Raw genomic sequence first — 15052 nt, 5'->3', positions numbered from 1 at the left:
CCGTATTTTTGAAGCGATGAACAATCATTTTTTTGACTTAATAGAGCATACCAACAGAAGTGTTTTTCTTACGGGGAAAGCAGGAACCGGCAAAACGACCTTTCTCAATGATTTTGTAAAAAGGACGAAGAAGAAGTATATTGTAGTGGCTCCTACGGGAATTGCGGCAATCAATGCGGGAGGAGTAACCATTCATTCCATGTTTGGGCTGCCTTTAAGAACTTTTTTGCCCACAACAGACCGTATCGATGGAAGTTTAGCGAATAATATCGCCGATCTGATGCCCCATTTTAAGTACAGAAAGGATAAGCTTAAGCTTTTAAGAGAAATAGAGGTTCTTATTATTGATGAGGTTTCCATGCTCAGAGCCGATGTTCTGGATATGATGGATTTTTCGCTGCGCTTCATCAGACGAAATAATCAGCGGTTCGGCGGGGTTCAGATGCTGTTCATAGGGGATCTTTATCAGCTGCCACCAGTGGTAAGGGATGAACATATTTTAAAGATATGCTATGATTCTCCTTTCTTTTTCGATAGCCTGGCAGTGAAGGATATTCCTCTTCTAACGATTGAATTAACGAAAGTATACAGACAATCCGATGAAGATTTCCTGGAAATTCTGAATGCTATCCGCGATGGAGATACCGCCAATATAGATTTTGATCTTCTCAACAAAAGATATGATCCCGATTTTGACATGGGGAACGAATCTTACGTTTACCTGTGTTCGCATAATAAAATGGCGGATGAGATCAATCAGGAAAAGCTTGCTGAAATTAAAGTAACACCCAACACCTACGAAGCTAAACTTTTTGGTGATTTTAAAGAAAACCAGTATCCGAACGAGCAGTTTTTAGAACTAAAGATCGGTGCCCAGGTGATGTTCATCAGGAATGATATTTCCGGGGAGAAAAAATATTTTAACGGAAAGCTGGGCGAAATTTCAGCACTGGATGAAAACGAAATTAAAGTAGTGCTGGACGGCAGCGAAAGAGAAATTACAGTAAAAAGAGAAGTCTGGGAACAGAAAAAATATTTCCTCGATACTGAAAAAAATATCCAGGAAGAAGTATTGGGAAGCTTTGAGCAGTTTCCGATCAAGCTGGCCTGGGCAGTAACGATTCACAAAAGTCAGGGACTTACTTTTGATAAGGTGATCATTGATGCGGGGAAAAGTTTTACGGCAGGGCAGGTATATGTTGCTTTATCGAGATGTCGTACCCTGGAAGGCATTGTTTTAAAATCCAGGATTACTCCTGATGTTATTTTTAAAGATAACAGAATTCTCCAGTTTCAGGGGAATACGCTTGCGAATGATAATGTAGAAGCCATCCTGAATAAAGAAAAATACGATTACAGCATTAGAAAAGTGCTTCGTACAGTAAATTGTCTGTGGTTTCTGAAGGAAGTAGAAGACTGGAACCAGCTTTCTATTACTACAAAAAGTATTGATCACGTTAAAACCAAGCAGCTGTATGTTCAGTTGAAACATGAGATTGTGAATCTCGGAAAAATTTTTGAAAAGCTGGAAAGAGTGATTTCCCAGAAGGTCAACAATTTTATTGAGCAGAAAGAAGAATGGTCTGAGATTGAAAATAAAACGAAAGGAGCCGTTAACTTCTTTTTCGTTGAGATCCGTGATAAGGTTTTTAATCCGCTGAAAGAATTTTATGCTGAAATCAAAGGGGCGAAAGGCCTGAAACAGTATAACGAAGAATTCAGAAACTGGCTGGAAGATATTGAGGAATATCTCAACAGCCTGAAAGAAGCCTACCTGCTGGAAACTAAACTTTTAGATGAAAAAAATGATAAGGAGATAAGCATGAAAATTGCTAAAGTTCCTTCTCAGGTTCTTACCTTCCAGTTATTTGAGCAGGGGAAAACCATTGGTGAAATTGCACTGGAAAGAGGACTGGTAAAAGAAACGGTCATCGGACATCTTGCTAAATTTGCCGAGCAGGGATTACTGGATATTGCCAGAGTAATTACTTCAGACAAAATCAAAGCTTTTGAAACGGAATTTTACAAAAACCCTCACGAAACACTGAGTGACTGGAAAAATGCACTTCCGAGCAGTTTTGAATTTAATGAGATCAGGATTCTGATTAATCATTATAATTTTCTGAAGGATAAAAATAAAGCTTAACAATAAAAAAAAACAGGCTGTTTCATTATTGAAACAGCCTGTTTTTTATTTAGTCAGAAGATCCTGATTGACCCTGTATCCTACGATCTTAATATCTCCGTTTTTGTCTTTCTCCATAGAAAATATTTCTTCTGTTTTGCTTGTCCCTCTTTTAACCTCATATGCCAGCATATATACACTTTTGGGATTAGAACCTTTTACAATCAAAGTTTCCCACTTTACCAAATTATATTCTTCAACCCGTCCTATATCGTTTTGAGAGGCATTGATGATCTTAAGCAATTTTTCTTTGTCTGTTACTTCAAAGAATTTATCGCCGAACAGATTATAAATAGTGTCTAGATTTCCGCCATATTTTTCTTCCCAATAGAATTTTTCTGAGATCTTCTCTGCATCCTTTTTATCAGATTCTCTGTTTGAAAAAGTCTGATTGAAAGAACAGCTTATCAATAAAAATGAAATGAGGATGAGGACTATTTTCTGCATATAGTTTTCAGTTTGGTTATTAGATGACAAAATTCAGGTATTTTGACGAGTTTACAAATAAAAACTTAATTGATTTACAAAATTGAATTCAATAATTTTTTCCTGAACTGAATAATTATATAAGTTACTTTTTATAATTAATATGTTATATTTTGGATTTCATAGTTTACAGGGGTTTTATATTTTAGCAAAAGTCTTGAATTTAGTCAGCAAGTCCGGAATCATTTGTTTCATATATGATTAATGCTAATAAAGCATTTTTACTTTAAATAAAAGTTTGAAACTAAAACTATTTTTCCAATAGTTTTTCACTGAAGTGATCGATCGGTTTTATTAATTACAAAAAGTAACTAATGCAGTTTTTATGCTTTAAATTTGTTTGGTTTTAAACCTAAAATTTAAAATATGAAAAATTTTGAAATTTCTGTTTTAGACCTTGCACCGGTAAAGCAGGGGAAAAGCATTCATGATACCTTTCAGGACAGTTTGTCTTTAGCAAATCATACTGAAAGTTTGCACTATAAAAGATTCTGGCTTGCGGAACACCATAATATGGAAAGTATTGCCAGTTCAGCCACTTCTGTTCTGATTGGTTTTATTGCCAACGGAACAAAAACAATAAGAGTAGGATCCGGAGGAGTCATGCTTCCGAACCACAGTTCACTGATCATTGCCGAACAGTTCGGAACCCTGGAGTCTCTTTTTCCGGGAAGAATCGACCTGGGACTGGGAAGAGCACCGGGAACAGATGGGCTTACCGCTCAGGCATTGGGAAGAAACCCGGCCATTATTAACGAACAGTTTCCAAGACAGATTCTGGAGCTGCAACGGTATTTTTCTGAAGAAAATTCTGATGCGATGGTTCGCGCGATTCCGGGAGAAGGACTTGATATTCCACTTTATATGCTGGGATCAAGTACAGACAGTGCATGGCTGGCCGCAGAATTAGGACTGCCTTATGCTTTTGCGGGACATTTTGCTCCGGAACAAATGGAAATGGCATTTAAAATTTACAGAGAACATTTCCAGCCTTCAAAACAACTGGATAAACCCTATATCATGGCATGCGTTAATGGTGTGGCGGCAGAAACTTCAGAAGAGGCCCATAAAATTTCAACTACCTTATTCCAGGCATTCATCAACATTGTGAGAAATGACAGAAAACCTTTTGCTCCGCCGGTGGATGATATGGATGAAATATGGTCACCAATGGAAAAATCAATGGTGCTTCAGAAACTCAGATATACCTTTATCGGGGACCAGGCTGAAATTGAAAAAAAACTTATAGATTTTCAGGAAAAATTCAATGTAGATGAGCTGATTATCAACTCTCATATTTACGATCATCAGAAAAGACTGAGATCTTATGAAATTTTCAGAGAGGCGGCAAACTCATTATCCAAAGCGTAACAAACCATCCATATTAATTGGCAGATGCTTATTTTTATGAGTATCTTTGCACAAATAAAAAGTAAACATGTCTGAGATTAAATTAAATACTATCCCAGAGGCTATTGAAGACCTTAAAAATGGTAAAATAATCATAGTAGTAGATGATGAAGACAGAGAGAATGAAGGAGATTTTCTCTGTGCGGCGGAACTTACAACGCCGGAAATTATCAATTTTATGGCATTTCACGGAAGAGGGCTAATCTGTATGCCGCTTCCTGAAAAAAGATGCGACGAATTAGGACTTGAAGTAATGGTAAGCAGAAGCAGCGATCCTAAAGAAACTGCTTTTACCGTATCAGTTGACCTTCTTGGAAACGGAACTTCTACAGGGATTTCTGCAGGAGACAGAGCCAAAACTATTTTAGCTCTGATGGACGAAAAGTCTAAACCTACAGACTTTATGAGACCGGGACATATTTTCCCGTTACGTGCGAGAAAAGGAGGTGTTTTAAAAAGAGCAGGACATACTGAAGCTGCGATTGATTTAACCCATCTTGCAGGATTGAAAGAAGGAGGAGTGATCTGTGAGATCATGAATGATGACGGAACCATGTCACGTTTACCGGATCTTTATGCTTTTGCACAGAAACACGATATGAAAATTGTTTCCATTGAAGACCTGATTCATTATCAGCTTAAAAAAGGAAACCTGATTGAAAGACTGGAAGAAAGAAAAGTAAAAACGGCTTACGGAGATTATGATTTCTTTGCTTTCAGGGAAACTTCAAACGATCAGATCCATTTTGCTCTAACAAAAGGGGCATGGACCGTTGATGAGCCTGTTTTGGTAAGAGTTCAGTCTTCTGATTCTTATTTTGATGTTCTGACCAGACTGAATAACGGTGAAAAACCTTTACTGGAAAAAGTGACCAACATGGTAAATGAAGCCGGAAAAGGAGCAATTATCTTCATCAATAACGTTTCCAACTCTGAAAATACACTGAGAAAGCTTCAGCAGTTCCTGAACTATCAGGACGGGCAGGAGCAGCATCCTACTTTAGCGTACAATTACAGAGATTACGGAATCGGGACGCAGATTCTGAAAAATCTCGGAATTAATAAATTTAAAGTAATCACTCAGAACCCAAATATCAAACCTCAGGTTGGAGGTTATGATGTGGAGGTGACTGAATTGGTTCAACTGTAATAATAAGTGAATGGTCAATAGTGAATCAGCTTTGCTGTGAATTTTTGTTATTGAACTTGTTTGATGAAAAAATGACTTGAAAAAATCAAGTCATTTTTTTTGTTTTATGAAATTTGTGTGTGTTTGTTGTTTTGTATTGAAAATATTCTTGATTGTATTTTAATTAATTGATTTTTAGTTGGTTTTGGTTTTGAAAAGTTTTTTGTTCTAACTTAGAAAACACTTAATTATTTAAAATATATTACTATGAAAAAAGAAATTTTTGAAATTCTGATGAATTCTTTAGACAGAATGTTTTCAATGTCGGTTAACAAAAAGGAAAAAGAAACTGACTATAACGATAAGATTTTTAAAATGATCAAAGAAAATGATCTTCCTGCTCCTTTTAGAGAACTTACTATTGAGAATCAATTGATATTGGTAACCGGAAAAAATGTGAGTGTTCGTTTCGCTATGAAAATACAGGAACTTAAAAACAGACTAGGCGGTAATGTGACGGATAAACAGCTGTATCGTATAATCAGTTTTTTAAAAGAAGACGAGGGAGGAAAGCTGTATGTAAATCTTAGCAAAACTCAGATTATGATGATCAGAAGTTACTTTATTATTATTTTCATAGCAATAATTTATGGTGTTAAGTTATTTTGGCCATTATCTGAACATATTCATGATTTAAATAGCTTTCTTTTCTTTTGTCTGGGATTATTTTTTTATTACGGATTCTGTTTGTTTTTTCTTAATTTGATGGGAAAGGAGCAGTTGGCAATAATAATCAAGAAAAAAATAGATAAGTTGAGATAAATAAAACGATAAGGTTTAGGATTTTTCTAAACCTTTTTTTATTTTTAAGCCATGACGGGGCCTTTAAAAGAACACATCAGGAAATACATAGGGATTTCGGAGGAAAAACTGGAAAAATATTGCAGTGCTTTCATACTGCGAAAGATTAATAAAAAAGAATTTCTTTTGAAAGAAGGCGACGTCTGCGCTCATGAAGGATTCGTTTTGAAAGGATGCTTTAAAGTATTCCGTACGAATGATAATGCAGATGAGCAGATTCTGCATTTCGGAATAGAAGACTGGTGGCTTTCGGACATGGACAGTTTTATCAATCAGATTCCTTCACAGCTCAATATTCAGGCGATTGAAGACAGTGAGATTCTGCTAATTTCCAAAGAGGACAAAGAAAGACTTTATCTGGAACTTCCAGAAATTGAAAGATTGATGAGACTCAAATTTCAGATGTCTATTATTGCACTTCAGCGTCGGATCATCGATAATTTAAATAAACCTTCAGAAGAACGCTATCAGGATTTTCTTAGAGATTATCCACGGATTGCTCACCGTCTGACCAATATACAGATTGCCGCCTATCTGGGCGTAACTCCGGAGTTTATCAGCAGAATCCGCAGAAAAATTGTGAATAAGAATTGAAAAAGCCGAATCTTAAAAAAGAACCGGCTTTTGTTTTATATAATGAGAAAAATGATTTCCATCATCCATCTCCCTTTTTATTTACAAACTTATTTCATCAAAGTTTCTGAAACCATTAAGGAAATCTTTCACAGTCATTCTCTTTTTACCTTCAAGCTGTAATTCCTGTGGAAAATAAACACCATCTTGTGTGTAAATTTTAAACTCATTTTTTGAAATATCAAGAGTTCCGGCAGGTTTTTTATGATCTGTAATCTCAAATTTTCCGGCAAATATTTTTAATCCTTTTTCTTCTTCACCGATTTTTAAAGTGGTAAATGCCGCAGGATAGGGAGACATTCCAAGAATAAACTGATGAACTGTTTTTGACGGTGAATTCCAGTTAATGCGGGTATCTTCTTTAAAGATTTTATACGCATTTTTAGGATGTTCTGTATTGGGCTGCGGCTTTTCGTTGATAGTATTTTCTGCAAGGCCATCCAAAGTTTTTACAACAAGCCCGGAACCCATGATCATTAAACGGTCATGGAGGCTTCCTGCATTTTCATCCAAAAGAATTTCAAGTTCCTCCTGAAGAAGAATATTCCCTTCATCTATTTTTTCATTGATGAAGAAAGTGGTTGCTCCGGTTTTCTCTTCACCATTAATCACGGCATAATTAATGGGTGCCGCACCTCTGTAATCAGGAAGTAGGGAAGCATGAAGATTGAATGTCCCCATTTTGGGCATTTCAAAAAGAATTTTAGGCATCATTCTGAAGGCTACCACTACAAAAACATCAGCATCCAGCTTTCTCAGTTCTTCCAGGAATTCAGGATTTCTTAGCTTTTCAGGTTGGAAAACGGGAATATTATTTTCTGCAGCAAATACTTTTACAGGGGACTGGCTTATTTTCTGCCCGCGGCCACTGGCTTTATCTGCAACGGTTACAACTCCTACAACTTTGTGATTCGAGAGGTGGATCGCTTCCAGCGATGTTTTAGCAAACTCAGGAGTTCCTAAAAAAACAACTTTCAATGATTTCATAGTGCAAAGATAAGAGTTTGGGGCGAGAGTTGCAGGGTACTGCATGGAACGGATTGAGAATGATGAGCGAAATTTCAGGGTTCAAGGCTGAGAGTTTAATGTTCAAAGTTTAAAGTTGATCTTATAATTGAAAGTCTGCCTCCTTTATTCTCAATTACAGCATTACTTATCATTCATTACTCATTACTCAGCGCGTATGTCCTGAAATTCAACATTCTTACTTTTCCTGAATCCAGAAGGAAGATAAGATTTTCCAGAATATTATTTTTAGAATGATAGCTCAGCTGAATGGAGAGTTCTTCAATGGTTGACGGTTTTTTAGCCAGAAGACTGATAATCTGCTGGGAAATGTTTTTTCCGAAGATCGACTGCTTATTCTTCTCACAAACAGAGCACTGACCGCAGTTTTTGGCGTTCTTTTCTCCAAAATAAGTAAGGATAAGTTTCATTTTGCAATGGCTGCTGTTTTGAACATAGAACTTCATCTCTTCCCATTTCTGGATTTTGTTTTTTTGAATATGCTCAAAAAGCTTCCAATAGGCGCCATTTACCGCTCTTTCATCACGTGGTTTAAGGAATTTTATACTGGAGAGAGCGCCGTCTACATATTCCAGATAATTTTTCTGCTGAAGTTCTTTCAGACGTTCTTTGATGAGGGGGACAGCCGTTCCTATTTTATTGCTTACCTGTTGCTCGCTGAACATTACTTTATGCGTGGTAATCCCCGAAATGGTACGAAGCATCAATTCAATGAAATAAGCATCCTTTTGTACCAGCTGATCAATCTCATCGGGTTTGATGAGAAGTTCGAGAGAAGAGAGGCTTTTGTTGTCGTTATAATAAATGATTTCCTGATTATGCAGAAAATTGAGCACATTATTGATCTTTGCTCTGGAAAGTCTGGTGAAGTTTTGTATTCCCTGGCTATTAAGCTGGAAAACCTTTTCCGGAAGTTCATGTTCTGCAACCTGGAAAATAGAGTAGAGGTAGCTGATAATTTTCAGGAATTCAGCTTTGTTGGGAATCTGATTTTTGAGAATGTCATCAAAATTCATAAGTTCCTGCTGATTCCAAAGCATAAAGGCAAAACTTTCCTTACCATCTCTTCCTGATCTTCCGATCTCCTGATAATAATTTTCAAGAGAAGGAGCAGGAGAGTAGTGAATGACAAATCGAACGTTGTCTTTATCAATTCCCATCCCGAAAGCATTGGTGGATATGAGGACATAGTTGTCACTCTTGTTCCAGATCGCCTGTCGGGTGTTTTTTTCTTTTGTCGTTAAACCTGCATGAAAAAAATCTACATTTTTCATCTGATTTTTTTTCAAAAATTCGGCCAGCAGTTCTGCTTCCTTTCTGGTTCTAACATAAACAATCCCTGAATCCTGGGTATATTTTAAAATATCAAAGACACGCTGGAATTTATCGGCGACTTCTTCTGTAAGGATTCTGATATTATCTCTCTTGAAACTTTTCTGGAAAACTACAGGCTTTCTAAGTTCAAGCTTGATTTTAATTTCTTCGAGAACTTTGGGAGTAGCCGTAGCGGTTAAGGCCAGACATGGAATTTCAGGATAATTTTTTCTGAACTCTTTTATATTCTGATAGCTGGGTCTGAAATCCTGCCCCCATTCTGAAATACAGTGAGCTTCATCTACTGCAATAAAAGAAAGCTGGATATCTTCAATATTCTGACGAAACTGGCTGTTGGTAAGTCTTTCAGGGGATATATAAAGGAGTTTTGTAAGACCGTCTCTGCAACGGTCATAGATGGTTTCGGCATCATATTCATCAAGTTCAGAAGAAAGATACTCAGCCTCAATTCCCCGAAATTTAAGCTGGTTGACCTGATCTTTCATCAGGGCCAGCAATGGTGAAATCACGAGACAGGTTCCTTCTTTTAATAGAGCAGGAAGCTGGTAGCAAAGTGATTTTCCTGCACCCGTAGGCAGTAATACAAGATTGTCTTTCTCATTGATAACCGAATCTATGATGTCTTCCTGTGAATCTCTGAAATCGTCATAGCCCCAAAAATATTTTAGGGTATCATACTTTAATTTTTGAAAATCCTGCTGAGAAATCATAGGGTAAAATTAAGGAAAGTATTACAACAAAAAAAGCCGTGCATGGCACGGCTTTGATATATTTACTAAAAGTTTATTATTTAGCTTCAAAGTAAACTCTTCTGTTGGCTCTGTTTTTCCATTCAGGGCACTTAGTAGCAGGTTCACATTCCGGGTATTTAAGGTCTTTTTCACCTTTACCAACTGCGTTGATCTTACCAGACTGAACACCGTTTTTGATCAGATAATTCTTAACGTTATTAGCTCTTCTTTCAGAAAGTTTTTGGTTGTAAGCATCTGTACCTCTTGTATCAGTTGCTCCAACTACACTGTAAGAACCGCTTGAAGAGTTAATATAATTAACCGCATTATTCAGGATTGGAGTATTTGACGGCAGAATTCTGTCAGAGTTCAGATCAAATTCAATTCCTTCCAGTTTAGTTTCTGTTTCTACTACAGGTCCGGTTGTTGGAGCTGGAGTTGTAGGACATCCGTTGTTTTCAACAGGGCCAGGAACCGTTACACACTTATCGTAAAGGTCAATTACACCATCAAGGTCAGTATCAAGAGCTACACCGGCACCATCCACTCTTGCTCCTGCAGGAGTGTCAAGCTGTCTGTCCCAATCGTCGCAAACACCGTCATTATCAGCATCTCCTTTCTTACATACTTCAATATCCTGGTCTTTGTTAGCCAAAACATCAAGTTTGTAATAGATTTCCTGAAGCGGGTCATGCCACATTACGTGAGATTCGTGTTTTCCTAATTTCAATGAAACCCCTAAAGTTGCATTGAAGAAGTTGTCAGATACCTGCTCTTCACGCTTGTTGATTGCGCTGTATTTGTCACCTCCACCATCGAATTCATCATCTCCGGTTACTACATACATTAGTCTACCTTCAATATCAATTCTTCTGTTCACTTTGTATTTTAAACCGGCACCAGCCTGCATAAACATAGATCCCAGTTTGAAAGGCTTAACTTCTGTAGCAAGTCTTTGTCCTTTCATATCTTTCTGATAGGCTCTGTATGCAATAGTACCGATACCTGCATATCCGTGTAATGCCCATCTGAAAGGAGAATGATTATCCACTCTTCTCAAAAGGTTAGAGAAGTTGATATCTCCTAATAAAGAGATCGCATCATATTGAGTTCTTGCTCCTACAGCTGTAGGGTCATTAGGTGCTGCATCTTTGGTATTGAACCATCCTTGTCTTGTTTCTCCTCTGTCATATTGTAGTTTTAAACCAAAAGCATGAGTAATAGCTTTGTCAATACTTAAATATGCTGAGTATCCAAAAAGATTTTTACCGTTACCGTTTTTGATAGACGTTAAATCTGCTGATTGAATTAATGGCACCCCAACACCCGCTGAAATAGACCAGTCATTGAATCTTTTAGACTGATTGGTAAATGGGGAAACGTTAGCAGAGCCGGAAGAAAAAGTATTTGGATATTGTCCGGTTGAAACTGCTGTTGAGTCTTGTGCATAACTGGCGGTAGGGATTGCCAGTGCTAATGCAACAACTGCTAAACTTAATTTCATAGTGTATTTTTTATTTAGTTAATTAAATGATTTCATTGTATAAAGTAAGTGGCTTACTTGTTAGTTGGGCATCCGTTATTTTCAACAGGTCCCGGAACCGTTACACACTTGTCGTAAAGATCAATTACGCCGTCAAGATCCATATCAAGAGCTACACCGGCGCCATCTACTCTTGCTCCTGCAGGAGTATCTAACTGTCTGTCCCAATCATCACAAACCCCGTCATTATCAGCATCTCCTTTTTCACATACTACGAAATCGGTGGTTGCATTTTCCAGAACGTTAGCTCTGTAATAAGCTTCCTGAAGTGGGTCATGCCATGCCAAATGAGAAGGATGTTTTCCGATTTTGAAAGAAACTCCTAAATTCACTGTCCATGCATTATCTGATCTTGAGCTGCTGATCATGTTATACTTTGCTCCCGGCTTAGAGGTGTCGTAATCACCTGGATCTGCCCATCCGCCACCGTCAAATTCATCATCACCACTGATGATGTACATGGTTCTGGCCTCAATATCAATAAGCTTGGAAACTTTATACTTCAGTCCTAATCCGAACTGATAGAATAACGAATTGATAGCGAAATCCTGTTCAATGAATAAAGGGACTCTTTTTGGAGTATTGCTCCATCTGAACTCGTCATTGTCATGCAGGGATGTTTTGTACCCCTGGAATCCAAGTCCAGCATATCCATGGAAAGCCCATCTGTAAGGAGAATGGTTGTCTACTCTTCTTAATAAATTGGATAAGTTGACATCTCCCATTAAGGCTACCTGATTATACTTTGTCGTTGCAGTACCTACGCCTGCTGCAATACCTGCAGCACCATCTAACATGGCTTTCTGCTTGGTCTCACCTCTTTGATAAATAAGGCTTACTCCAAACACATGGGTGATTTGCTTATCCACACTTACATAGGCATTATAACCCCAGTTTGTCTTTTTGTCATAAAAAGATCTGAGATCAGAATGAACCATAAATGCGGCACCTCCCCCAACAGAAACAGACCAGTCGTTGAAACGTCTGGACTTATTATCAAATGGTTTTACATTAGCGGAACCTGAGGAAAAAGTATTAGGATACTCGGTAGACGAGCTTACTGTAGTACCTTCCTGAGCAAAAGCTGCGATAGGAAGTGTGGCCAATAATAATAAACCTAATTTCATACTATATGTTTTATGTTTTATTTAGATAAAATCCTTCAATAATATTTTAGAAAAATCCCTTTCAAAAAGATGTTTTTTGTGGGGAATTTCTAATCTTTCTGATCTGAAATTCAATTCATTATATTTAATGATGTCAATATCTATAATTCTATCACTATAGCCTCCAGATGATTTTGAATCATTAATTCTCCCCATTTCAACTTCAATATTCTTAACAAAATCAAGCAGTTGAATAGGTGAAAGACGTGTGAATATTATTGATGCAATATTACAAAAAATATTGGAACTGACAAATTCCACAGGTTCGGATGTCAAAAACTCGCTTACTTGTGAAATTTCATTTCCTCCTTCACTTATTTTCTCGAGAGCGAGCTCTATATTTTTTTTTGAATCTCCAAGGTTACTTCCGAGTAACAAAACGACCTTATGTTGCGACATATTGGAAAATTGATTGATTTATGAGAAGTTTCTTTAAAAATGTCTTGGCAAATATAGTGGCAATTGTCCTATTATGTGCTGTGTTTTTTGTCTTTTTCATCATGATGCTTGTGTTTAGCTCGATGGGTAGTGAAAAATCGGTAGTGGTAAAGAAGAACTCTGTTCTTACGATTAACCTGAAGACTGCTATTATTGATAGCCCAACTGAGGAAAATGTGAGTTTATTTAATATCAGTGACAAAAACAAAAACATTCTTCTGTATGATGTGCTGGAAGCGATAAACAAGGCAAAGACTGATGATAACATTAAAGGTATAAGTATTGAGGCAGATTATCTGAATGCAGGAATTACCCAGCTTGATGATATCCGAAATGCTATTGAAGATTTTAAAAAGAGCGGAAAATTTGTATATGCTTATGGAAATGCTGTTTCACAATCTTCTTATTATTTAGGATCAGTTGCGGACCAATACTACCTTAATCCATCAGGGATGATTGAATTAAAAGGGCTTGCTACTGAAGTGACGTTCTTTAAGGATTTCGCTGAAAAATACGGTATAGGAATTGAAGTGATCCGTCATGGGAAATTCAAGTCTGCGGTAGAACCTTTCCTGAGAAATGATATTTCTCCGGAGAATAAAGAACAGCTGAGTACACTTTTGAATGATATCTGGAAAAATACTTCCACTAAAATTGCTGTTTCAAGAAAAATTGATACTACCCAGTTCAGAATGGTTGTTGACAGTTTATATGGAATGATCCCGGAATTAGGATTGAAATATAAGCTTGCTGATAAACTGATCCAGAAAACAGAATATGATGAAATGATCAAATCTAAGCTGAGCCTGAAAGAAAAAGAAAAGCTGAACAAAATTTCAGTAGCGAATTATATCAGCTCTTACGCAGATGAAGATAAATCCGGGGAAAAAGTGGCTGTACTGTATGCTTCAGGAGCGATCAATAACGGAGATGGATATAACGAAATTTTCTCTGAGAAATACGTTAAATACATCAAAGATCTTCAGAATGATGATAAAGTGAAGGCCGTTGTTTTCAGAATCAATTCGCCCGGAGGAAGTGCAAATGCTTCAGATGAGATCCTGTTTGAACTTCAGCAGCTGAAAAAGAAAAAACCTTTAGTGGTTTCTTTCGGGGACTATGCGGCTTCAGGAGGATATTATATTGCGATGGCTGCAGATAAGATCTATTCTGAGCCGAATACACTTACAGGATCTATCGGCGTTTTCGGAGTGATTCCTTATTATAAGGATATTGCCAATAAAAACGGAATCCGTTCAGATATTGTTGCTACCAATGCCAATTCACAGTATTATTCGGCATTGAACGGAGTTTCTCCGTATGGAGTAAGCCTGATCACCAGAAGTGTGGAAGGAACTTATAAAAGATTTGTTCACTTTGTTACGCAAAACAGAAAACAGACTTTCGAGCAGATCGACAGTGTAGGAGGGGGTAGAGTATGGAGTGGAACCCGTGCTAAACAGATTGGGCTTGTAGATGATTTGGGAACATTAAATGATGCCGTGAAATTTGCAGCACAGAAAGCAGGCTTGAAATCCTATCATGTAACCTCTTATCCTAAAAAGATGTCTCCGTTTGAGCAGATCTTCAAAGACCTGAATGAAGATGAGATTTCTGCAAGAGTCATTAAAAATAAAATTGGAAAGGCCAATTATGAAATTCTTCAGCAGATCACTGATAAAAAATTACAGTCTGAGGTAAAAATGGAAATGCCTTACCAGATTAAAATCAACTAACTAAATTATATTGTACAAAAAATCCCGGACCTGAAATTCAGATCCGGGATTTTATTTTGTATTGAATGGTTAGCTTTTCTTAGTGGCCATTCCGTATATCCAGAGAATGATTAAAGCACCCCCGATGGAAAGGATCCAGCTGCGTGGATTCCAGAAGGAAGTAACGTCTCCCCAGTGCAGAACATAAACTCCTATCGCACCGCCAATGAATGCTCCCAGAATTCCTAAAATAATAGTAATAAGCCATCCGCCTCCCTGTGTGCCAGGCATAATCATTTTAGCGATTGCTCCTGCAATAAGACCGAATAAGATCCATGTTAAAATTCCCATAGTTGCAAATTTTTTAATTGTTAATATTTAATTGATCTGTTTG

At 37.3% G+C, this 15052-nt stretch carries 13 protein-coding genes; 6 read left to right on the top strand and 7 right to left on the bottom strand.

Features of this window, described 5'->3' with window-relative positions; all coding sequences use genetic code 11:
* Positions 1-16: 16 nt before the first annotated feature.
* Positions 17-2146, top strand: coding sequence for a helix-turn-helix domain-containing protein (locus tag J2Y40_RS12995; RefSeq protein ID WP_153395384.1), 2130 nt, complete (start codon positions 17-19; stop codon positions 2144-2146).
* 45 nt (positions 2147-2191) lie between these two features.
* Here the strand turns inward: J2Y40_RS12995 and J2Y40_RS12990 are convergent, their stop codons facing one another.
* Complete coding sequence (locus J2Y40_RS12990) at positions 2192-2632, bottom strand: hypothetical protein (RefSeq protein WP_153395382.1); 441 nt, start codon at positions 2630-2632, stop codon at positions 2192-2194.
* Between the two features lie 405 nt (positions 2633-3037).
* Between J2Y40_RS12990 and J2Y40_RS12985 the strand changes: the two genes are divergently transcribed.
* The 4 genes from J2Y40_RS12985 (at position 3038) to J2Y40_RS12970 (ending at position 6665) form a co-directional block, all read left to right on the top strand.
* The gene (locus tag J2Y40_RS12985; protein ID WP_153395380.1) at positions 3038-4042 is read left to right on the top strand and encodes an LLM class flavin-dependent oxidoreductase; all 1005 of its coding nucleotides are present in this window, start codon (positions 3038-3040) and stop codon (positions 4040-4042) included.
* A gap of 67 nt (positions 4043-4109) precedes the next feature.
* Positions 4110-5231, top strand: a complete 1122-nt coding sequence (ribB, locus tag J2Y40_RS12980) for a 3,4-dihydroxy-2-butanone-4-phosphate synthase (RefSeq protein WP_153395378.1) — start codon at positions 4110-4112, stop codon at positions 5229-5231.
* A 246-nt stretch (positions 5232-5477) separates the two neighbouring features.
* Positions 5478-6032 (top strand): hypothetical protein, encoded by a 555-nt coding sequence (locus J2Y40_RS12975; protein ID WP_309999377.1) that lies wholly within the window; start codon positions 5478-5480, stop codon positions 6030-6032.
* 51 nt (positions 6033-6083) lie between these two features.
* Positions 6084-6665 (top strand): Crp/Fnr family transcriptional regulator, encoded by a 582-nt coding sequence (locus J2Y40_RS12970; protein WP_309999375.1) that lies wholly within the window; start codon positions 6084-6086, stop codon positions 6663-6665.
* 81 nt (positions 6666-6746) lie between these two features.
* Here the strand turns inward: J2Y40_RS12970 and fmt are convergent, their stop codons facing one another.
* From fmt to folK, 5 genes are all read right to left on the bottom strand, one after another.
* Positions 6747-7691 carry a methionyl-tRNA formyltransferase gene (gene fmt / locus J2Y40_RS12965; RefSeq protein ID WP_309999374.1) on the bottom strand — a complete coding sequence of 315 codons (945 nt, stop codon included), beginning with the start codon at positions 7689-7691 and terminating at the stop codon, positions 6747-6749.
* A 176-nt stretch (positions 7692-7867) separates the two neighbouring features.
* Positions 7868-9775 (bottom strand): ATP-dependent DNA helicase RecQ, encoded by a 1908-nt coding sequence (locus J2Y40_RS12960; RefSeq protein WP_309999373.1) that lies wholly within the window; start codon positions 9773-9775, stop codon positions 7868-7870.
* A 76-nt stretch (positions 9776-9851) separates the two neighbouring features.
* Entirely contained in the window at positions 9852-11300 is a 1449-nt protein-coding gene (locus tag J2Y40_RS12955; RefSeq protein WP_153395368.1) for an OmpA family protein, read from the bottom strand.
* 53 nt (positions 11301-11353) lie between these two features.
* Positions 11354-12466: an outer membrane beta-barrel protein gene (locus tag J2Y40_RS12950; protein WP_153395366.1), complete on the bottom strand. Its 1113-nt coding sequence runs from the start codon at positions 12464-12466 to the stop codon at positions 11354-11356.
* Positions 12467-12487: 21 nt separating this feature from the next.
* A complete protein-coding gene (gene folK / locus J2Y40_RS12945; RefSeq protein ID WP_309999372.1) occupies positions 12488-12904 on the bottom strand; it encodes a 2-amino-4-hydroxy-6-hydroxymethyldihydropteridine diphosphokinase in 417 nt (138 codons plus the stop codon).
* A gap of 20 nt (positions 12905-12924) precedes the next feature.
* Between folK and sppA the strand changes: the two genes are divergently transcribed.
* Positions 12925-14679, top strand: a complete 1755-nt coding sequence (gene sppA / locus J2Y40_RS12940) for a signal peptide peptidase SppA (protein ID WP_309999370.1) — start codon at positions 12925-12927, stop codon at positions 14677-14679.
* Positions 14680-14748: 69 nt separating this feature from the next.
* Here the strand turns inward: sppA and J2Y40_RS12935 are convergent, their stop codons facing one another.
* Complete coding sequence (locus tag J2Y40_RS12935; protein ID WP_047386491.1) at positions 14749-15009, bottom strand: GlsB/YeaQ/YmgE family stress response membrane protein; 261 nt, start codon at positions 15007-15009, stop codon at positions 14749-14751.
* Positions 15010-15052 lie beyond the last annotated feature (43 nt).

This window comes from Chryseobacterium sp. 2987 (assembly GCF_031456375.1).
In the GTDB taxonomy this organism is placed as follows: Bacteria; Bacteroidota; Bacteroidia; order Flavobacteriales; family Weeksellaceae; genus Chryseobacterium; species Chryseobacterium vaccae.
Note: the sequence above shows the minus strand (reverse complement) of the source record. Positions and strands in the feature narration are given on the sequence as shown.